We start from the raw sequence: 18,499 nt of genomic DNA, 5'->3' as shown, positions 1-18,499 counted from the left end.
CCGTAGCGAGATTAACGACGACCTTCAGCAATCGCGGTGACCGCCTGGATCTCTGCGGCTTCTTGCTCTTGCTGTTCCTGACACTCACGCACATCCAGAATCTGGTTGTTGATCAGGCCTTCTTCGATTTCGCGCAGCGCAATCACGGTGTATTTGTCGTTCTCTTCAGGGACCAGCGGATCTTTTCCGCCTGCCTGCATCTGGCGAGCGCGGCGAGCAGCGACCAACACCAGGTCAAAACGGTTACCAATTTTCTCAACAGCGTCTTGAACAGTTACGCGTGCCATAATGTGCTACTCCACAGGAAATAAAATGACTGCGCATCATACTGAAAGTGATGTCAGTCTGCCAATAGTTTGGTGATTAATGCATCATGCCGCAATGCTTGGCGGCTCAGCAATAGGCGTTCAGCACGGATGATGGTTTTCAAATCGGACAGCGCCAGATCGAAATCATCGTTGACGATCAGATAATCGTATTCCGCGTAGTGTGTCATTTCAGCCACCGCTTGCGCCATACGTCGTGCAATCACCTCATCGCTGTCCTGGCCGCGTCCGCGCAGACGGCGCCCCAACTCTTCTTTGGACGGCGGCAGAATAAAGATACTGCGCGCCTGCGGCATCCGGCGGCGGATTTGCTCTGCGCCCTGCCAATCGATATCCAGAAAAATATCTACGCCGGTTGCCAGCACCTGCTCAATAGCGGTTTTGGACGTGCCGTAGTAGTTGCCAAACACTTCGGCGTACTCAAGGAAGGCATCTTCCTGAATCATACGCTTAAATTCATCCACAGAAACGAAGAAATAGTGTTCTCCGTGGTTTTCCCCCGGGCGTTTGGCTCGTGTGGTGTGGGAAATCGACACCTGGGTGTCATACAATGGCTGCGTTTTCAGTAACGCATTTATTAAACTGGATTTTCCCGCGCCGCTGGGGGCAGAAACAATGTATAACATGCCTTGAGCCATAATGATGAACGTAATGTATGGTGAATGTGATGGGTCGATTGGAATGCCTTGCCTGTGCCAATTTTCGCATTATACACGATACGCGCACTAATCTTTACCGTTGCGTCACCGGATATCACATCGTGTGATGACTGGATTCGTGATCGCTTTCGATAGTTTGCTTAAATTTTGATGTGATATGCATTTTTCGCGCGTTTTTTGGTTTCTGAGGCGTTTTGGTGTGTGCCAGCATAACGGCAGAAACGTACAAGGATGCGCTTATGAGACAATCTGTTCGGCTTTGTTGAATAAATCAGAACTTGTAACGACTGTGCCCCAGGTCGATTGTTACGTGATGCGAATACTGTTCGGCATTCCTAATAGCGTGATCCGGTTAAGCGCTTTGACCATCGCCATGGCTTCACCCACCTGAGCATCGTAGTCACGCAGACTTAGATGACCACCCAGAAGCGTTTTGAACCGGAACATGGCCGTTTCAGCCACTGAGCGTCGGTGATAGCCCACTTTCTTTTTCCAGGTATCGTTGCTGCCGCTCAGGCGCTGATTTGCAACAGCGTGGTTACGCTCGTGGTAGTGGTCCGGCCAATATTGCGCCCCCCTTCGCGGCGGGATAAGCGGCCTTATTTTCTTCCTCAGCAGAGCATCATGGCAGTAACCTGTATCGTAAGCGCCGTCAGCCGATGCCTCTCTGATTTTCCGGTGGGTTTGGTTTATCAGTGCCGGTAGAGCCTGGGCATCAGTCGTACCACTGAGCGACAAATCCGCACAGATAATCTCATGCGTCGCACTGTCTACTGCCAGATGCAGCTTACGCCACACCCTGCGTCTGTCGGCACCATGCTGCCGGACTTTCCATTCGCCTTCGCCAAAGACCTTCAGGCCGGTTCCATCAATGACCAGATGTGAGATTTCACCACGGGTTGGCGTTTTTATGCTGATGTTCACTGTCTTTGCTCGCTTGCTGAGCAGCGAATAGTCTGGACAATGCAGCGACAATTTAATCAGTTTAAAAATCGAGTCAACAAAACCCTGTAAAGCCCTCAATGAAAGGCCAAACACGCGTTTCATCATCAGGACTGTGGTGATGGCCATATCTGAGTAGTGGAGCGGTCGTCCACGCCGTTCAGTAGTCGTTTTTTCCGTCCATGCAGCAATGGCTGATTCATCTAGCCATACGGTTAGAGAACCGCGCTGCTTGAGGGCCTTGTTATAGGAGGGCCAGTTAGTGATTTTAAAATTTTGTTTTGCCATGGAGACCTGATGTTGAAACAACTATGGTGATCTGATCCGATGATTACCCAAACTTTCTATTTATTCAACAAAGCCAATCTGTTCTCCAATACGGCACGGTGTTGTTTTTCCTGGTGCTGTTGCAATGTAGTGGCACACTGATACTGGCCACCTGAGCGGAGGTGATATGCTCACCTCATCAACACGACAGGTGACCTCATGGGTAAACATTTTACGGCGGAATTTAAGCTCGAAGCCGCAAAGCTGGTTGTCGACCACGGCTACACATACGTTAAGGCCGCAGAGGCGGTTAATGTCAGCCATTCTGCCATTAGTCGCTGGGTCAATAAGCTTCGCCTTGAACGACAGGGAAAAACGCCAACGGGACTTCCTCTTACCCCTGAACAGCTCGAGCTGCGTGAGATGAAGAAAAAAGTCCAATGCCTTGAAATGGAGAACGAAATCCTAAAAAAGGCTACGGCGCTCTTAATGTCGGACTCACTCAACGGTTCACGGTAGTCGACAAGCTGAGGGCGCGATACCCGGTCACGGCGTTGTGCCAAACTTTTGAGGTACATCGCAGCAGCTACAGGCACTGGCAGGCTTCCGCTAATGAACCCGACGGTGAGCGCGTGGTTAAGTGTAGCCGCGTCATGGAAGCCTGGAACGCCAGCGGCGGCTCTGCCGGCGCTCGAAGTATCGCGACCATCGTCACCGGCAGCTCCGGTGTCAAAATGGGGCGCTGGCTGGCTGGCAAGCTGATGAAGGAGCTGGGTATCGCCAGCTGCCAGCGACCGGCTCACAAATACAAACGCGGCGGCAATGAACACGTTGAAATACCGAACTATCTCAACCGCCAGTTCGCGGTTACCGCGCCGGATCAGGTCTGGTGCGGCGATGTGACCTACATCTGGACGGGCAAATGCTGGGCTTACCTTGCGGTGGTGCTAGACCTGTTCGCCCGCAAACCGGTGGGCTGGGCCATGTCGACGTCGCCGGACTCGGCGCTGACAGTTAAAGCGTTGCAGATGGCCTGGGAACTCCGGGGACAACCAACAGGAGTCATGTTCCACAGCGACCAGGGCAGCCACTATACCAGCCGTCAATACCGGCAAGCCCTGTGGCGCTGCCGGATAAAGCAGAGTATGAGTCGGCGGGGTAACTGCTGGGATAATGCGCCAATGGAGCGGTTCTTCCGCAGCCTGAAGACAGAATGGGTGCCGACAAAGGGTTACAACAGCTTCAGCGAAGCCCAGGACGCGATTATCCGCTACATCACGGGGTATTACAGCGCTATCCGGCCTCACTGGTATAACGGCGGCTTAACTCCAAACGAATCTGAGCGACTGTTCTACATACAGTCTAATGCGGTGGCCAATATTAGTTGACCACTACAATTGAATACTGGGTAAAACATTATGGATTAAATCGAGTAAGCAGCATTAAAAATAAACATCAACAATTAAAAAAGCACATTTATCCCTATATTGGTGATATGGCTGTATCCGATTGTGAAACTCGTTATTGGTTAGAGTGCTTTGAACGCATGAATTACATTCCTGTAACTGCGGGGAAAATGCTTCAGATATGCAGACAGGCGTTAAAATTTTGTCGAAGTCGTCGATATGCTCTAAGCAACGCGCTAGATGACCTAACCATAAATGATGTGGGTAAGGCCATATCGTTATACACATCTTTCTAACGCACTGTTTAATCAATGAGTTACGGGTTTATCTCAGAGTGGCATTTTGAACCTCAAAAAGCCAATGGGATGGCTTGAATGCCTTAATTCACGGGGTTCTGAGCATCCTGTTCAAAAAATGGCCAAAAGATGTGTATAACGATATGGGGTAAGGCCTCGGGGAGAAAAGACAGAGTATTGACGGATATAGAAATCGGTCAGCTATGGTTATTCATAAACAATAATAATTCATTACTGCCTTACTATTCCGGGTAATGACTCCAATTAGTAGAACATGTGTTTTTCGATGAAGGCTCCGATGACTTTTTCGTGGATCTCGACGGAGCGCGAGAAGCAAATCGTTTTACGCGCCAGTCGTTTAATGCCATATCGTTATACACATCTTTCTAACGCACTGTTTAATCAATGAGTTACGGGTTTATCTCAGAGTGGCATTTTGAACCTCAAAAAGCCAATGGGATGGCTTGAATGCCTTAATTCACGGGGTTCTGAGCATCCTGTTCAAAAAATGGCCAAAAGATGTGTATAACGATATGGTTTAATGCGGGTACGGAGCGTCAGGTTATTGCGCTCTATGCGTTGCGTGAAGATCTTGCCAGTCAGATGTTTCTGCTTCGGAACCTCTCTTGCATAGCTGCCCCAGTTGTCACTGGTAATCATGCCGATGTTGAACGGTGTCAACAGAGCCAGCAATTCACGGCAGGTCTCATCGGTTCGGGAGCCAAAAGTGTAGGCCAGAACACCGCCCGTTTTGGTATTGTAAGCGTACCACAGCCAGTGCTGTAGCGCCTTGCTGCCAACGAAGCTCCATTGCTCATCAAGTTCACAGATAAGGGCGACGTCGGCGTGAGCAACGGGAGAAGACGTTATCCTGCGGGGCGAGAGCTTTTTAAAGCCCGGATGACCGTATTGATGCCGATTTTCAACGTTCTGGCGGTATCGCGAACACCGGCACCGTTGAAGGCCATATCAACGATCTGCTCTTTGACTCCCGGCTTTCGCGCTTCATAGCGGTAGGTAAGCTGGAATACACGGCGACAGCACTGACACCGGAAGCGTTCGCGCTTAGTTGGACTAAGGCCATGTCGATAAACTTTATCTGAATGACAGCGAGGGCAATGAACAAAAACAGTAACCACGTGGAAACCTCAAATAGCGGCAGAATATCACAAAAGCCAACTATTTGAAGGCATTACCCTATTCCGCATGGTTGAAAATATTAATGGTTTTTGGCTGTCGAAGCGGAGAGGCTAGATTATCCCGTTGGGATGAATGGGACTTGGATAACTGGCTATGGACTGTTCCTAAAGAGCATAGCAAAACTGAGACGCCTATAATTAGGCCTATACCCGAAAAGATACGACCATTTATTGAGATATTGTGTATTAGCTCAGACCTGATCTGACAGTTACCGGTTATTTATACAGGTGTCTGTCAGATTAAATCTGGTTCAGATTTTTTTCTGCCCAGACTCGTTTACCATCAAGTAACGTGGCCATTGGCGTACGCCCGCAGCACATTTTACCCTGATGAGTTCGCTCATTATTGTAATGCCACAACCAGTTGTCCAGATCCTTTTGATCTTGACCCACCATCTCCGGACAGCTTTTGTATCTTAAGTTAACGATGCCCGCTGGCGCCGATATTCTCTTGGGGAGTTGTATCCCAGCGCACTGTGCGGATGGTTTTCATTGTAATGATTGAACGCCGCTGCAAGATTCTTCAGCGCTGTTCGCACATCGGGTTTTGGCATGAAGGCGATGTAATCTTCCTTCATCGTCTTCACGAATCGTTCTGCCATGCCGTTACTCTGTGGACGGCTCACTGCTGTTGTGCAGGGCTCCAGATTCCGTTCTCTGGCGAACTTCCGCGTTTCATGCGCTGTGTACGCTGAACCATTATCCGTCAGCCATTGCACTGGTTTATCCGGCAGCGCGCTACCGAAGCGTTTTTCCACCGACCTCAGCATCACATCCTGCACGGTTGAACTGTCATAACCCCTGGTGCTCGCTGCCCAGTCTATGGCCTCCCGGTCGCAGCAGTCCAGTGCGAACGTCACCCGCAGCTTCTCGCCGTTGTCACAACCGAACTCGAAGCCATCTGAGCACCAGCGCATATCGCTCTCTGCTACCGCGATTTTGCCTTTATGCTCCCGCTTCGGACGTTCAGTTTTATCATGCAACAACAGCAGGTTATGCTCGCTCATTATCCTGTAAAGCCGTTTGGCGTTCACCGGTGGAAGTCCCTCTGCACGACGTTGCTTACGCAGGATACCCCACACTCGGCGGTAACCGTAACTGGGCATGTCGCTGATGATACGGAGGATGTCCGATAATATCTCAGCATCAGCTTCGTCATTACGCCGGTTGCTGCGCCTGTCCAGCCAGTCGGCAGAACGGTTAACCCGCAGTGACAGCTGCGCACGCGACACGCTCATGGCGCGGCTGACCAGAGCTATTCCCCGTCCTTTGGCAACAAGGGCGCGTGCGCTATCCATTTTCGCGACTGGCGGTACTCCACTGCTTCTTTGAGGATCTCAACTTCCATCGTCTTCTTACCCAGAAGGCGCTGTAGCTCCCGGACCTGCTTGAGGGCAGTCGCCAGCGCCGAAGCTGGAACCACTTCTTCTCCGGCCGCAACGGCGGTGAGGCTTCCTTCCTGGTATTGCTTCTTCCACTTAAACAAAAGGCTGGGCTGGATGCCATGCAGGCGGGCTAAATGGGAGACGTTCATCCCCGGCTCCATTGTCTGCTGAATGATGGCGATTTTCTCTTGCGGAGTTTTACGCTTACGGACTTCTTGCCCTAACAGGATCCCGGTCATTTCAAAATTAGCATGATTGTTAGACATATATCTAAGCCTATCTCTTATCTGGAGATACAGCTACTGTCTGGTGTTACAGGGGGCTACATCACTCTGCCGCCGACCTGCTCAATGATCGCGTGCTGCCGTTCTACGAAGCTCAGGGGCTGCCAATGCTAAGAATACTGACGGACAGGGGGACGGAGTACTGCGGTAAAGTGGAACAACATGACTATCAGCTGTACTTGGCTATCAACGATATAGACCATACGAAAACGAAAGCGATGTCTCCGCAGACAAACGGTATCTGCGAGCGCTTCCATAAAACTATTTTGCAGGATTTTTATCAGGTTGCGTTCCGTAAGACGTTATACGAGGACCTAGAAAGTCTACAAAAGGATCTGGACAACTGGTTGTGGCATTACAATAATGAGCGAACTCATCAGGGTAAAATGTGCTGCGGGCGTACGCCAATGGCCACGTTACTTGATGGTAAACGAGTCTGGGCAGAAAAAAATCTGAACCAGATTTAATCTGACAGACACCTGTATAAATAACCGGTAACTGTCAGATCAGGTCTGAGCTAATACAGACAAAGCCTATAAACAACTGTCGCTCGATATCTCCAAACTGTAATGCATTTTTAATCGATTGCTTTACATCCGGCGCGCACGTCAGGGCATCGGGCGCGCCAAATTCAGCCGAGGACATCTTTATGTCAGTGAATGAAGAGGTAATTTATAACGCCGCCCTGGCGCGGTGGGGGCATGACCGACAGCTGTTAAAAACCATTGAGCGCTGCGGTGCACTGGCCGGCGCGCTGTGCCGTTTTCTTTCGCAGGGTCAGAATATGCGACAAGTCTGTCAAACCGTGGCGGACATGGAAATCATGCTCGCCCAGCTTCGTCTGAACGGTCTGGCGGCGATGATTGACGATGAAAAAGTGCGCAAGCTGGACGCCTTGTCGCAACGCCTATTGACCCACCCACCGGCGACGATAAACACGGGGGAGGATAAGTCATGAACCGGGCAACCTTAATCAAACTTATCCATGTGGCCCGTCGGGAGTTGCAGCTGGATGAAGAAACCTACCGCGCGGCGCTGATGAAGGTGTGCGCCGATAAAACCAGTTGCCGGGAAATGACGGTACCCGAGCTGGTCAGGGTGTTACATGCCTTTCAGCAAAAAGGCTTTAAAGTGTGTTCAAAGCCGGTTTTACGCGGCGTTAAACCCGCTTCACTGGTCGCAAAAATCCTCGCCATCTGGCAGACCATGCACCGCCAGGGGTTTGTGCAGTCGGGCGATGAGGCCGCACTGAATGCCTGGATAACGCGCACCACGGCCAGGGAGAACGGTGGACTGGGGGTAGCGCAGCTGGCCTGGCTCAATCAGGATAGCGCGTTGGCCGTCAAGGTGCTTGAAAGTCTCAAGCGCTGGCATCGGCGCTGCATGCTGGCGACACTCCCACCGGGTACGCCGACTGAAAGTTATCCGCGCGTTTGTCAGCGTTATGAGGCCGAGACCCGTGTATCGTCATAACGTCGGTAACGGGTTATCGTCACCGTGGGCAGAAGGGGCGTCTCGCTTTAGGGTTATGGGATAATATATTGTATAATAACATTATTACTCAACTCACCTGATGAGGTAGACGATGAAGACACACCAAGCGGATTTACTCGCCGATGATACCCACCTGCATGCATTAATAGACCGAATAGACACGGTGGATGAGGAAACCTTGCAACCCCAGTGGCCACAATTGCTCGCGGCCCTGGTGGATATCATGGATAATGAACTGCAACGCCAGGGGTTTAGCGCCCCCCAATCTCGCCCTCTGGCGCGTAAAATGGCGGCGGCCCTGGCAGCGTATGCGGGTGGGCGTAACTATTATTTGCCCAAAGGCGACAGTCTGCTTACGGCGTTACGCGACGATGAAATTTTCCACCGCTGGCAGCAGGGCACACCGATTGAAACGCTACGCAAGGCATACCGGCTCGGCCAGATACAGATTTATAAAGTGATTGCCACCCAGCGCCAGCGCTATGTCAAGCGTACCCAACCCGCCCTGTTTGCCGACTAACCCCTGCTAACGTATCCGAACAATCGACAGGCCCCCAGGGGACGGATTGTTAACGGAGCGTAATCCCCCGCCTTATCACGCAACGCTTACCCTGTGACCAGGAATCCCTGTATCAAGGTATCGCTATGCCGCCGTTGCCCGACCCGTTACGTAAAAAACTCCTCGCCGTCTTCGGTGCCAGTCTGTTGACTATCGCCGCCTGCTATACCGCGTTCTGGGAAGGTCACGCCCCCCAGCCCTATGCCGACAGTGGCGGGGTGCTGACGGTCTGCTACGGCCATACCGGTGGCGATATCACCCCCGAGATGACCAAAACGCCGGCGCAATGTGAGGCACTGCTGGCGGCGGATATGCGCCAGGCTTTCATCGTGATTGACCAGCATGCCACCGTACCGCTGTCAGACGGCCAGCGCGTGGCCCTCGCGGCGTTTATTCACAATGTCGGGTCGGGGGCCTTTGCGCGCTCGACCCTGCTAAAGCGCCTCAATGCCGGCGATATCCCGGCGGCCTGCGATGAGTTTCGTCGCTGGGTTAAGGTCACCTCGTTATACACATCTCTGTTCGTGCCTGAGCGCGCGTAGCGTTTCGGCGGCCGTCATGACTTTCTGCAAGCCTTTCCTGATAGTTTTTGCGCCTGGTTCACCGTCGCCTTTTCGAGCAAGAAAGCCTCCCAGTTGCGCAACTAAGCGCAATACTTCGTTTAGCTTAGGGCGGCCCTTGGGCATACGCTTGTTCATCAGTAGGTAAGCGCCATGAGTCTCGTCGGAATCAAAGAACAACATTGCGTCCAGCTCTGGACAGGTTCGTCCCATACGCATTAAATAGGCGATGCGCCATGCCACGATCATGAACAGCGCCAATGCCCGCTCAATGCGATCCACGGTCGATAACTGTAACGCTTCGACACAGCAGCCGTTCTTCAGCACATTGAAGAACATCTCGATTTCCCATCTAGCCCGATACCAGTCGATCAGCTCCACGATATCTTCTCGTCCTTCAGGTACGCGATTGCTCAGCAACCGCCACTCGACCGGCTTCACGCCTGCTGGCGGCTCAATTTCCTTGGCTATCACACAAGTCACTGCCAACCCGCAACGCAGCGACACTCGCTTCACGCGCAGCGCCTGTTTCACCGTACGCGCCTTCTGCCCCGCGCGAGCCGCCATAACGAATTGGATTTCTCCCACCGGCACGGTCTTTCCAACCTTCTGCCAAAGCTTCTCATTACAGTCCAGACTGCGATTATGAGTCGAGCGGATCAACCAGTCAGCCGGAGTGCCAAGGTCATCAGCGAGCTGCATCAACGCCTTGATATCCGCTTCGCGATCGGCTAAGTACACCAGACGTGTGTTTGGCAACTCCGAGGCAAGTTCAGCAACTCGCTCGTATCCCTCGAGCCAGCGCGTACTCTCCTTGATCCCATCGCGTTTTCCGTCTGCATCCTTCGGCTATCTTGCCCACATCCACGCATCCAGTACGCCCAACCCCACGCGATCCGGACTGACCGCGTAGGTCGGATGCAGGTACAGACCACGCCTGGCTTCGTAGTTCAAGGGACCCAAGCCTTGGATTTGCTGCCCGTTGAAGTCAAGCTCGGTAGTGCCTTGGATACACAGCACAACCTCGTGTTCTCGGATCCTTTCCTGCGTACGCTGCCAGTGAGGTTGCAGAATGTCTCGCCATTCGAATGCTTGGTTCTCCATGAAGCGGTAAGCACCCAGCGTCTCAGACCATCCGAGGCACGCATGCGGAATGCTGGCTTGCGGATTCTCAGCCAGCCGTATCAAAAGCCCTTTGGCGCGCTTATTGAGCCTCGTGTCACCAAGATTTACCCCTTCCAGTTCTTGGTGTGCCCAGCCATCTGAATCCCGTGTCATTTTTCAGCGCCGTAAATGGCGATAGTACACGTCGGTTTCACTTCATTTACAACCCCACCGGCTGCCTATTTCAGCCCGCTAACCCTTGGCATATAAGGCGTTGCGGACTTGTGTATAACGAGGTGGCGCAAGGCGGGCAACCGTAAATTGTAGTGGCACACTGATACTGGCCACCTGAGCGGAGGTGATATGCTCACCTCATCAACACGACAGGTGACCTCATGGGTAAACATTTTACGGCGGAATTTAAGCTCGAAGCCGCAAAGCTGGTTGTCGACCACGGCTACACATACGTTAAGGCCGCAGAGGCGGTTAATGTCAGCCATTCTGCCATTAGTCGCTGGGTCAATAAGCTTCGCCTTGAACGACAGGGAAAAACGCCAACGGGACTTCCTCTTACCCCTGAACAGCTCGAGCTGCGTGAGATGAAGAAAAAAGTCCAATGCCTTGAAATGGAGAACGAAATCCTAAAAAAGGCTACGGCGCTCTTAATGTCGGACTCACTCAACGGTTCACGGTAGTCGACAGGCTGAGGGCGCGATACCCGGTCACGGCGTTGTGCCAAACTTTTGAGGTACATCGCAGCAGCTACAGGCACTGGCAGGCTTCCGCTAATGAACCCGACGGTGAGCGCGTGGTTAAGTGTAGCCGCGTCATGGAAGCCTGGAACGCCAGCGGCGGCTCTGCCGGCGCTCGAAGTATCGCGACCATCGTCACCGGCAGCTCCGGTGTCAAAATGGGGCGCTGGCTGGCTGGCAAGCTGATGAAGGAGCTGGGTATCGCCAGCTGCCAGCGACCGGCTCACAAATACAAACGCGGCGGCAATGAACACGTTGAAATACCGAACTATCTCAACCGCCAGTTCGCGGTTACCGCGCCGGATCAGGTCTGGTGCGGCGATGTGACCTACATCTGGACGGGCAAATGCTGGGCTTACCTTGCGGTGGTGCTAGATCTGTTCGCCCGCAAACCGGTGGGCTGGGCCATGTCGACGTCGCCGGACTCGGCGCTGACAGTTAAAGCGTTGCAGATGGCCTGGGAACTCCGGGGACAACCAACAGGAGTCATGTTCCACAGCGACCAGGGCAGCCACTATACCAGCCGTCAATACCGGCAAGCCCTGTGGCGCTGCCGGATAAAGCAGAGTATGAGTCGGCGGGGTAACTGCCATATCGTTATACACATCTTTTGGCCATTTTTTGAACAGGATGCTCAGAACCCCGTGAATTAAGGCATTCAAGCCATCCCATTGGCTTTTTGAGGTTCAAAATGCCACTCTGAGATAAACCCGTAACTCATTGATTAAACAGTGCGTTAGAAAGATGTGTATAACGATATGGGTAACTGCTGGGATAATGCGCCAATGGAGCGGTTCTTCCGCAGCCTGAAGACAGAATGGGTGCCGACAAAGGGTTACAACAGCTTCAGCGAAGCCCAGGACGCGATTATCCGCTACATCACGGGGTATTACAGCGCTATCCGGCCTCACTGGTATAACGGCGGCTTAACTCCAAACGAATCTGAGCGACTGTTCTACATACAGTCTAATGCGGTGGCCAATATTAGTTGACCACTACATAATCTTGTCTTCCCGCACGAAGAAAAATAAAACCAGGCAGAGGCAATAGCGTCCAACTTGGGTATGATAAAACGGCCAGAGTGGAAACACTGGCCGTTTTTTATTGTCTGTAACCACGGTTAAGTATTGAGACGCAGGAAGAATTGCGGCATAACACAAGTACTCACGATGACAAGGCATGGACTGATACGATGAAATTTCTCGGGAAACTACTGCTCACCTTGCTGTTGCTAGCCCTGTTGGCACTGGTCATCGTTTACGTTGTGTTGCAAACCCACTGGGCCGCAAACCGCGTCACTTCTTGGGTAAATGACAATACCGACTACCAGTTAACGCTGGGAAAAATCGAGCATGACTGGTCAGAAACCGACCATATCGTGTTCAGCGATGTCACCTTTGGCGTCAAAGGGCAGCCGTTGACCCTGGCGGCACGTAAAATATCCTTTGGTTTAAGCGCACGCCAACTGACAGAACCGAGCCACTTTGCCAGCCTGGAACTGGAAGGCGGTACCTTAAATCTGCTGCCTGGCAACAGCATTGCCGTTTCGTTCATGGCCGATGTGCTGCAATTGCGCACAATGGCGCTGCAATCGCAAGACGGTGATTGGTCGCTGAACGGGCAGCAAATTAACGGTGGCATCACCCCCTGGCAGCCAGAACAGGGGCATCTGCTCGGCACGCAGGGTAATTTTCAACTCAGCGCTCGCTCGCTGCGCCTCAATGACGTTCCCGCCAGCCAGGTGCTGATTCAGGGTGAAATCAACAACAACCAGCTCACGTTAACCAATTTTGGTGCAGACGTTGCGGGCGGTCAGTTAACCGGTAATGCCCGACGTGCAGAAGATGGCAGTTGGCAGGTGGATAACCTGCGCCTGAGCAATGTGCGTTTACAAACCACAAAATCGCTGGAAGATTTCTGGCAGCCAGTGGCCGAACTGCCTTCGGTAGCGGTTTCCCGCTTCGATATGGTGGATGCCCGCATTGAAGGGCCCGGCTGGGCGTTTAGCGATCTCGACGTCACGTTGCAAAATATCACCTTCCGCCAGCGCAGTTGGGAAAGCGACGACGGCACGCTGTCGTTTAATGCCAGCGACATCGTCAACGGAAGCATGCACCTGATTGACCCTATTGTTAACCTTGCCGTTTCGCCGCAAGGGGTGGCTATCAAACAGTTTACAACCCGCTGGGAAGGCGGTTTGATGCGCACCGATGGCATGTGGACGCGCAATAACCACCGTCTGACCTTGAATGAAGTCGTGGTCGCTGGGATGGAGTATACCCTGCCCATGGACTGGCGTGAGCGCTGGCAGAAGACATTACCGGACTGGCTGAGCGATGTTGAGGTGAAGAAGTTCCGCGCTAACCGCAACCTGCTCATCGACATCAACCCGGATTTCCCGTTCCAGCTCACCGCGCTGGATGGCTACGGCAATAATCTGTTGCTGGCGCGTCAGCACCAGTGGGGCGTTTGGCAGGGCACTCTGAACCTGAACGCCAGCGATGCCACCTTCAACAAACTCGATGTGCGCCGCCCTTCTCTCGCGCTAAACGCCGGCGATGCGCAAATAGCCATTACCGAACTGAGTGCATTTACGCAACGTGGTCTGCTCGAGGCGCAGGCCACTATTGAGCAACAGCCAGGCCGCGCGTTCACACTGTCATTAACCGGGCGTTCAGTACCGATGAATACTTTGACACACTGGGGCTGGCAAGCGTCTGAAACCCTTCCCAGCACCGACAGTAATCTGCAACTGCGTTTAACGGGAAATCTGGCCGCCAACACGCCGCTTAAACCGACGCTGAACGGTCTGTTACAGGGGACCACCAGCGATGGCACCGGCGTAAGGCAGCAGATTCAACACGGTGAAGTGAGCAGCGCGCACTAATGACCGTACCGTTACCCGGCTTCCGAGCCGCCTTTTTCCAAGGGATCGGCAGGCTGCGCGGGTAGCACGATATACACGCCTTCAAACACCGCACCGGCCTTATCATCGCCAAACAGCTCAACGTTCAGTTGCACGCGCGCTTTAAGCCCGAGCGCCAGGCGCGTAAGGTTGCCGCTCAGCGAGCCTAGATCGGCCACTGCGCTGGGGCGGCCGGTAATCGGCGAGCTGTAACGGATATGCGCATCGGCCAGAATGATGGTGCCCCCCAGATGCCGTTCACGCAGCAATAACCAAATCAGTCCCCATCCAGTCAGCGTCGCCAATGAAAACAGGCTACCGGCAAACAGCGTATGGTGAGGATTCTGGTTACCCGTTTCCGGCATGGTAGTGATAAATTTTTGCCCAGTGTATTGGTTGATTTGCACGCCCATTTTTTCACTGAGCGGGATATGGTCATACCAAGCTTGCTGCAACTGTGCGCACCAATCAGGGCGATGCAGGATATCATCCAGTGAAGCAATGGGTTTGGTCATCAGATAATGACGCACGGTGGTGGTTTGCGGTGCGCTGATCTCCCCTTACAGGGAAAAGCCCAGCTTGGTAAAGAACGCCACGGCTCTTCCCGCGCGCTGCATACCACGCGCTTGACGCCTTCCTGACGCGCGACGGACTCCAGCGTCATCGCTACCAGTGTGCCCAGCCCTTTGCACCGCACGCTGGGATGCACCGCCATAAAGCGAATGGCGGCTTCGTTATCGGCATTAATGGAGAGGCGTCCAATAGCCACCAACCGCCCTTGCTCATCCACCACGGTCTGATGGTGCGCCAGCGCGTCATAGGCATCCCGTTCCGACCCTAATGGCTGGTGTAATGGCTTACGCAGCATCTCCCAGCGGAATTGGTAGTAGGCGTCCATTTCTTCAGCGGTTTCAGGCACTCTCAGGTGATACATTGCCTCCTCCTCCTTCCGATTGGCGGTGTTGCTCATCGGTGACAACGGGCGCGCTGACGCGCACGGCATCGTCACACCTGAAGCCAGAACGTGACTGGCCCGTCGTTAACCAAGTCAACCTGCATATCTGCCGCGAAGCGGCCGGTTTGCGTGTGGTTGCCGCGTTCACGGCACTGGGCGGCAAAATATTGATACAGCCTGTCCGCCTCGGCAGGTTCTGCGCCGCGGGAAAAGCTGGGCCGCATGCCTTTTTGCGTATCCGCCGCCAGCGTGAACTGCGATACCACCAACACGCTGCCCCCGGTTTGCTGCACGTTAAGGTTCATCTTGCCCTGCTCATCGCTGAAAATGCGATAGCCTAGCACGCGTTCACACAGGCGCGCCGCCTTACGTTCATCATCCCCTTGCTCGACGCCTAACAGCACCAACAATCCGCCTGCGATCTCCCCCACAATGGCATTGTCCACCGTCACACTGGCGCGGGTAACACGCTGAATTAACGCAATCATAAACGACAACCACTCCTGAATCGCTGTTCTTTTAATCGATTTATTATCAAAAATGCCAACCGTTTTTATCACAGCTTACTCGCGTTAGCGACGGTATTGTGTGCAGGGGAAATGGGATGTTCGGCAAAAAACTGTGGCACCGTATCGCGATCGGTCACCAAAATGCTGCGGATCCCCAACGCTTGCGCAGCGGCAATATTCTGCTCGTTATCATCGAAGAAGACCGTTTGCGCCGGGGTTGCCTGCTCTTGCGTCAGCACATACTGATAAATTCTCGCCTCCGGTTTACGCATCCCGATATCCTGTGACAGATAGAGATAATCAGCGGCCTCGGCCACTTCTGGAAACAGAGCGGGCCAATGCGCGCAGTGCAGGCGATTGGTGTTAGACAAAATCACGGCGCGATGTCCTTGCTGGCGCAGTTGCTGCATCACATCCAGTACCTCAGGACGCAGCGCAACAAAAATGGCCTGCCATCCCGCCGTAAACTGCTCGTAGCTCAGCAGCATGCCCATTTCCTGACTCAGTCGGGCACCAAATTCTTCATCACTAATCTCACCGCGCTCATGCAGTTCAAAGACTTCATCCATGGTAAAGCGCTCTTTCAGCGTGGCGAGTGGCACACCGCTCAGCTTACTCCACACGCCCAACACACGGTTGAAATCGATATCAATGACAACGTTACCCAAATCAAAGATATAAAGCATTTCGCCCTCCAGACGTCATGGTTGTTTTTTCACTGTAGCGGGAAACATGGCGGCTGAACAGGGAGGAACATAACTAAAACGTATACGAAATACTCACGACTGGTAGGCGGGATTGGAAAAAGGCAGGGCGCCTGAAAGCGCCCTGGATCGGTTTTGTAAAGAGAGGTGGATTAGCCCTCTTTCGGCCCGCGGTTGGCGCGACGGCGATCGTTTTCGGTCAGGTGACGTTTACGCAGACGAATAGACAGCGGAGTCACTTCAACCAATTCATCGTCATCGATAAATTCCAACGCTTGCTCCAGCGACATTTTCACCGCTGGCACCAGCACGGTGGCTTCGTCAGTACCGGAAGAACGCATGTTGGTCAGTTTTTTACCTGTCAGGCAGTTAACCGTCAGGTCATTGGAGCGGGTGTGAATACCGATGATTTGGCCTTCATACACTTCTGCACCGTGGCCCAGGAACAATTTGCCGCGTTCCTGCAAGCTGAACAGCGCATAGGCTACCGCTTTACCCTGACCGTTAGAGATCAGCACACCGTTCTGACGCTGGCCGATATCGCCCGGACGCACATCGTCGTAGTGGCTAAAGGTGGAGTACAGCAGGCCAGTACCGGAGGTCATGGTCATAAAGTCGGTACGGAAACCAATCAAACCACGGCTTGGAATGATGTAATCCAGACGTACACGGCCTTTACCATCCGGGTTCATGTCACGCATTTCGCCTTTACGCAGGCCCAGCGCTTCCATGACGGAACCCTGATGCTGATCTTCGATATCAACGGTAACTTGTTCGAACGGTTCCTGACGGCGACCATCGATGTCACGGAAGATAACTTTCGGGCGAGAAACCGCCAGTTCGAAACCTTCACGACGCATGTTTTCGATCAGCACTGACAGGTGCAGTTCGCCACGACCAGACACACTGAAGGTATCCGGGTCTTCGGTTTCTTCTACGCGCAGCGCAACGTTGTGTACCAGCTCTTTCTTCAGACGATCCAGAATCTGACGAGAGGTCACGAACTTGCCTTCTTTACCGCAGAACGGCGAGGTGTTAACCCCGAAAGACATGGTAACGGTCGGCTCATCCACTGACAGCGGCGGCAGAGCTTCAACGTTAGCGGTATCACAGATGGTGTCGGAGATGTTCAGTTCACCCAGACCGGTGATAGCGATGATATCGCCCGCTTCTGCGACGCTAGATTCGATACGTTGCAAACCCAAATGGCCCAACACCTGACCCACTTTACCGTTACGGCGTTTACCTTCCGCATCGATAATCGTCACTTGCTGGTTCGGTTTAACGCGACCGCGTTTGATACGGCCGATACCGATAACACCCACATAGCTGTTGTAGTCCAGCTGGGAGATTTGCATTTGCAGCGGACCGTCCAGATCGACGTTCGGCGCTTCAACGTGTTTGACGATCGCTTCGAACAGCGGCGTCATGTCTTCCGCCATCTCTTCGTGATCCAAACCGGCGATACCCATCAACGCAGACGCGTAAACGATAGGGAAATCCAGTTGCTCGTCGGTAGCACCCAGGTTCACGAACAGATCGAACACCTGATCGACGACCCAGTCAGGGCGCGCGCCCGGACGGTCAACTTTGTTGATGACCACGATCGGTTTCAGGCCATAGGCAAAAGCTTTTTGGGTAACGAAACGGGTCTGGGGCATCGGGCCGTCCATTGCGTCTACCAGCAGCAGCACTGAATCGACCATGGACATTACACGCTCCACTTCACCACCGAAATCGGCGTGTCCTGGGGTGTCAACGATATTGATACGGTAATCTCTCCAGTTAATGGCGGTGTTTTTCGCCAGGATGGTGATACCGCGTTCTTTTTCCAGATCGTTGGAGTCCATAACGCGCTCAGTGGCGTCATTTCGTTCACCCAATGTTCCAGATTGTTGTAGCAGCTTGTCAACCAGGGTAGTTTTCCCATGGTCAACGTGCGCAATAATAGCAATGTTACGCAAATTCTCGATCACAGCTTTGCCTCAGGCATTTAGAAATAGCGCGCTATTGTACACGGATTAAGCGAGGGACCAAACAAGATCACACTCCTAAGCGATAAACAACCCAGGGGTGCTTGCTTTGTGATCCCTTTCACGGTGCAACGGCGCAGAGAAAGTAAACAAACGCACACAAACAGTGCACTATTTTGGTGATTATGAACCATAATAGTGCAACGAACGCTAATGGTGC

General features: G+C 53.0%; 15 protein-coding genes and 8 pseudogenes. 11 read left to right on the top strand and 12 right to left on the bottom strand.

The genetic code is table 11. The features are described 5' to 3' along the window. Positions 1–11: 11 nt before the first annotated feature. The 3 genes from rpoZ to ACWWJF_RS12745 all read right to left on the bottom strand — a co-directional run bounded on the left by rpoZ (position 12) and on the right by ACWWJF_RS12745 (position 2,215). Positions 12–287 (bottom strand): DNA-directed RNA polymerase subunit omega, encoded by a 276-nt coding sequence (gene rpoZ, locus ACWWJF_RS12755; RefSeq protein ID WP_455869653.1) that lies wholly within the window; start codon positions 285–287, stop codon positions 12–14. Positions 288–340: 53 nt separating this feature from the next. Then, positions 341–964 carry a guanylate kinase gene (gene gmk / locus ACWWJF_RS12750; RefSeq protein ID WP_455869652.1) on the bottom strand — a complete coding sequence of 208 codons (624 nt, stop codon included), beginning with the start codon at positions 962–964 and terminating at the stop codon, positions 341–343. A gap of 327 nt (positions 965–1,291) precedes the next feature. Next, complete coding sequence (locus tag ACWWJF_RS12745; protein WP_455868634.1) at positions 1,292–2,215, bottom strand: IS5 family transposase; 924 nt, start codon at positions 2,213–2,215, stop codon at positions 1,292–1,294. 198 nt (positions 2,216–2,413) lie between these two features. Here ACWWJF_RS12745 and ACWWJF_RS12740 point away from each other — a divergent pair. Both ACWWJF_RS12740 and ACWWJF_RS12735 read left to right on the top strand, forming a co-directional pair. Beyond that, positions 2,414–3,582 (top strand): IS3 family transposase gene (locus ACWWJF_RS12740; protein WP_455869651.1). Its coding sequence is split into 2 segments (ribosomal slippage): positions 2,414–2,669 and positions 2,669–3,582, totalling 1,170 coding nucleotides; the frame shifts between segments, so codons are not numbered across the junction. Further along, complete coding sequence (locus ACWWJF_RS12735) at positions 3,579–3,896, top strand: hypothetical protein (RefSeq protein ID WP_455869650.1); 318 nt, start codon at positions 3,579–3,581, stop codon at positions 3,894–3,896. The genes ACWWJF_RS12740 and ACWWJF_RS12735 overlap by 4 nt, the downstream gene beginning before the upstream one ends. Positions 3,897–4,160: 264 nt before the next feature. Here the strand turns inward: ACWWJF_RS12735 and ACWWJF_RS12730 are convergent, their stop codons facing one another. After that, the gene (locus ACWWJF_RS12730) at positions 4,161–4,259 is read right to left on the bottom strand and encodes an IS1 family transposase (RefSeq protein WP_455871068.1); all 99 of its coding nucleotides are present in this window, start codon (positions 4,257–4,259) and stop codon (positions 4,161–4,163) included. A 174-nt stretch (positions 4,260–4,433) separates the two neighbouring features. Further along, positions 4,434–5,035 (bottom strand): annotated as a pseudogene (locus ACWWJF_RS12725) (IS1 family transposase); the annotation flags it as partial. Between the two features lie 59 nt (positions 5,036–5,094). Between ACWWJF_RS12725 and ACWWJF_RS12720 the strand changes: the two are divergent. Continuing rightward, positions 5,095–5,277 (top strand): annotated as a pseudogene (locus ACWWJF_RS12720) (integrase); the annotation flags it as partial. 58 nt (positions 5,278–5,335) lie between these two features. On the opposite strand, the pseudogene ACWWJF_RS12715 reads toward ACWWJF_RS12720, so the two are convergent. Beyond that, positions 5,336–5,476 (bottom strand): annotated as a pseudogene (locus ACWWJF_RS12715) (IS481 family transposase); the annotation flags it as partial. Between the two features lie 35 nt (positions 5,477–5,511). Beyond that, positions 5,512–6,719, bottom strand: a protein-coding gene (locus ACWWJF_RS12710; RefSeq protein WP_455871067.1) for an IS3 family transposase whose coding sequence is annotated in 2 segments (ribosomal slippage) — positions 5,512–6,398 and positions 6,398–6,719 — 1,209 coding nt in all. Because the reading frame shifts where the segments join, the coding sequence is not laid out codon by codon here. Between the two features lie 92 nt (positions 6,720–6,811). On the opposite strand from ACWWJF_RS12710, the pseudogene ACWWJF_RS12705 reads away from it, so the two are divergent. From ACWWJF_RS12705 to ACWWJF_RS12685, 5 genes and pseudogenes are all read left to right on the top strand, one after another. Further along, a pseudogene (locus ACWWJF_RS12705) lies at positions 6,812–7,231 on the top strand (integrase core domain-containing protein); the annotation flags it as partial. A gap of 182 nt (positions 7,232–7,413) precedes the next feature. Then, on the top strand, positions 7,414–7,722 hold the full coding sequence (locus tag ACWWJF_RS12700; RefSeq protein WP_455869649.1) for a hypothetical protein: 309 nt from the start codon (positions 7,414–7,416) through the stop codon (positions 7,720–7,722). Beyond that, on the top strand, positions 7,719–8,237 hold the full coding sequence (locus tag ACWWJF_RS12695; protein ID WP_455869648.1) for a gp16 family protein: 519 nt from the start codon (positions 7,719–7,721) through the stop codon (positions 8,235–8,237). Before ACWWJF_RS12700 ends, ACWWJF_RS12695 begins: the two co-directional genes overlap by 4 nt. 112 nt (positions 8,238–8,349) lie before the next feature. Beyond that, positions 8,350–8,778 (top strand): Mor transcription activator family protein, encoded by a 429-nt coding sequence (locus tag ACWWJF_RS12690; RefSeq protein WP_455869647.1) that lies wholly within the window; start codon positions 8,350–8,352, stop codon positions 8,776–8,778. Between the two features lie 125 nt (positions 8,779–8,903). Beyond that, positions 8,904–9,359 carry a lysozyme gene (locus tag ACWWJF_RS12685; protein ID WP_455869646.1) on the top strand — a complete coding sequence of 152 codons (456 nt, stop codon included), beginning with the start codon at positions 8,904–8,906 and terminating at the stop codon, positions 9,357–9,359. Here ACWWJF_RS12685 and ACWWJF_RS12680 read toward each other — a convergent pair. After that, a pseudogene (locus ACWWJF_RS12680) lies at positions 9,324–10,655 on the bottom strand (IS4 family transposase). The gene ACWWJF_RS12685 and the pseudogene ACWWJF_RS12680 sit on opposite strands and share 36 nt — an antisense overlap. Positions 10,656–10,876: 221 nt before the next feature. Between ACWWJF_RS12680 and ACWWJF_RS12675 the strand changes: the two are divergent. From ACWWJF_RS12675 to ACWWJF_RS12665, 3 genes and pseudogenes are all read left to right on the top strand, one after another. Next, positions 10,877–11,823: pseudogene (locus ACWWJF_RS12675) on the top strand (IS3 family transposase); the annotation flags it as partial. 171 nt (positions 11,824–11,994) lie between these two features. Next, positions 11,995–12,225, top strand: a pseudogene (locus ACWWJF_RS12670) (integrase core domain-containing protein); the annotation flags it as partial. A gap of 200 nt (positions 12,226–12,425) precedes the next feature. Then, positions 12,426–14,120 carry an AsmA family protein gene (locus ACWWJF_RS12665; RefSeq protein ID WP_455869645.1) on the top strand — a complete coding sequence of 565 codons (1,695 nt, stop codon included), beginning with the start codon at positions 12,426–12,428 and terminating at the stop codon, positions 14,118–14,120. 11 nt (positions 14,121–14,131) lie between these two features. Here ACWWJF_RS12665 and fabY read toward each other — a convergent pair. The 4 genes and pseudogenes from fabY to typA form a co-directional block, all read right to left on the bottom strand. Beyond that, positions 14,132–15,072: pseudogene (gene fabY, locus ACWWJF_RS12660) on the bottom strand (fatty acid biosynthesis protein FabY). A 71-nt stretch (positions 15,073–15,143) separates the two neighbouring features. After that, entirely contained in the window at positions 15,144–15,581 is a 438-nt protein-coding gene (gene dtd / locus ACWWJF_RS12655) for a D-aminoacyl-tRNA deacylase (protein ID WP_455871066.1), read from the bottom strand. A gap of 68 nt (positions 15,582–15,649) precedes the next feature. After that, entirely contained in the window at positions 15,650–16,288 is a 639-nt protein-coding gene (yihX, locus tag ACWWJF_RS12650; protein ID WP_455869644.1) for a glucose-1-phosphatase, read from the bottom strand. Positions 16,289–16,458: 170 nt separating this feature from the next. Further along, on the bottom strand, positions 16,459–18,282 hold the full coding sequence (gene typA, locus ACWWJF_RS12645; protein WP_455869643.1) for a ribosome-dependent GTPase TypA: 1,824 nt from the start codon (positions 18,280–18,282) through the stop codon (positions 16,459–16,461). Between the last annotated feature and the right edge of the window lie 217 nt (positions 18,283–18,499).

The organism is Symbiopectobacterium sp. Eva_TO, assembly GCF_053848865.1.
Note: the sequence above shows the minus strand (reverse complement) of the source record. Positions and strands in the feature narration are given on the sequence as shown.

Bases quoted from the DNA above. Each gene is read 5' to 3' on its own strand.
- rpoZ (WP_455869653.1), bottom strand. From the start codon at position 287: ATGGCACGCGTAACTGTTCAAGACGCTGTTGAGAAAATTGGTAACCGT.
- gmk (WP_455869652.1), bottom strand. From the start codon at position 964: ATGGCTCAAGGCATGTTATACATTGTTTCTGCCCCCAGCGGCGCGGGA.
- ACWWJF_RS12745 (WP_455868634.1), bottom strand. From the start codon at position 2,215: ATGGCAAAACAAAATTTTAAAATCACTAACTGGCCCTCCTATAACAAG.
- ACWWJF_RS12700 (WP_455869649.1), top strand. From the start codon at position 7,414: ATGTCAGTGAATGAAGAGGTAATTTATAACGCCGCCCTGGCGCGGTGG.
- ACWWJF_RS12695 (WP_455869648.1), top strand. From the start codon at position 7,719: ATGAACCGGGCAACCTTAATCAAACTTATCCATGTGGCCCGTCGGGAG.
- ACWWJF_RS12690 (WP_455869647.1), top strand. From the start codon at position 8,350: ATGAAGACACACCAAGCGGATTTACTCGCCGATGATACCCACCTGCAT.
- ACWWJF_RS12685 (WP_455869646.1), top strand. From the start codon at position 8,904: ATGCCGCCGTTGCCCGACCCGTTACGTAAAAAACTCCTCGCCGTCTTC.
- ACWWJF_RS12665 (WP_455869645.1), top strand. From the start codon at position 12,426: ATGAAATTTCTCGGGAAACTACTGCTCACCTTGCTGTTGCTAGCCCTG.
- dtd (WP_455871066.1), bottom strand. From the start codon at position 15,581: ATGATTGCGTTAATTCAGCGTGTTACCCGCGCCAGTGTGACGGTGGAC.
- yihX (WP_455869644.1), bottom strand. From the start codon at position 16,288: ATGCTTTATATCTTTGATTTGGGTAACGTTGTCATTGATATCGATTTC.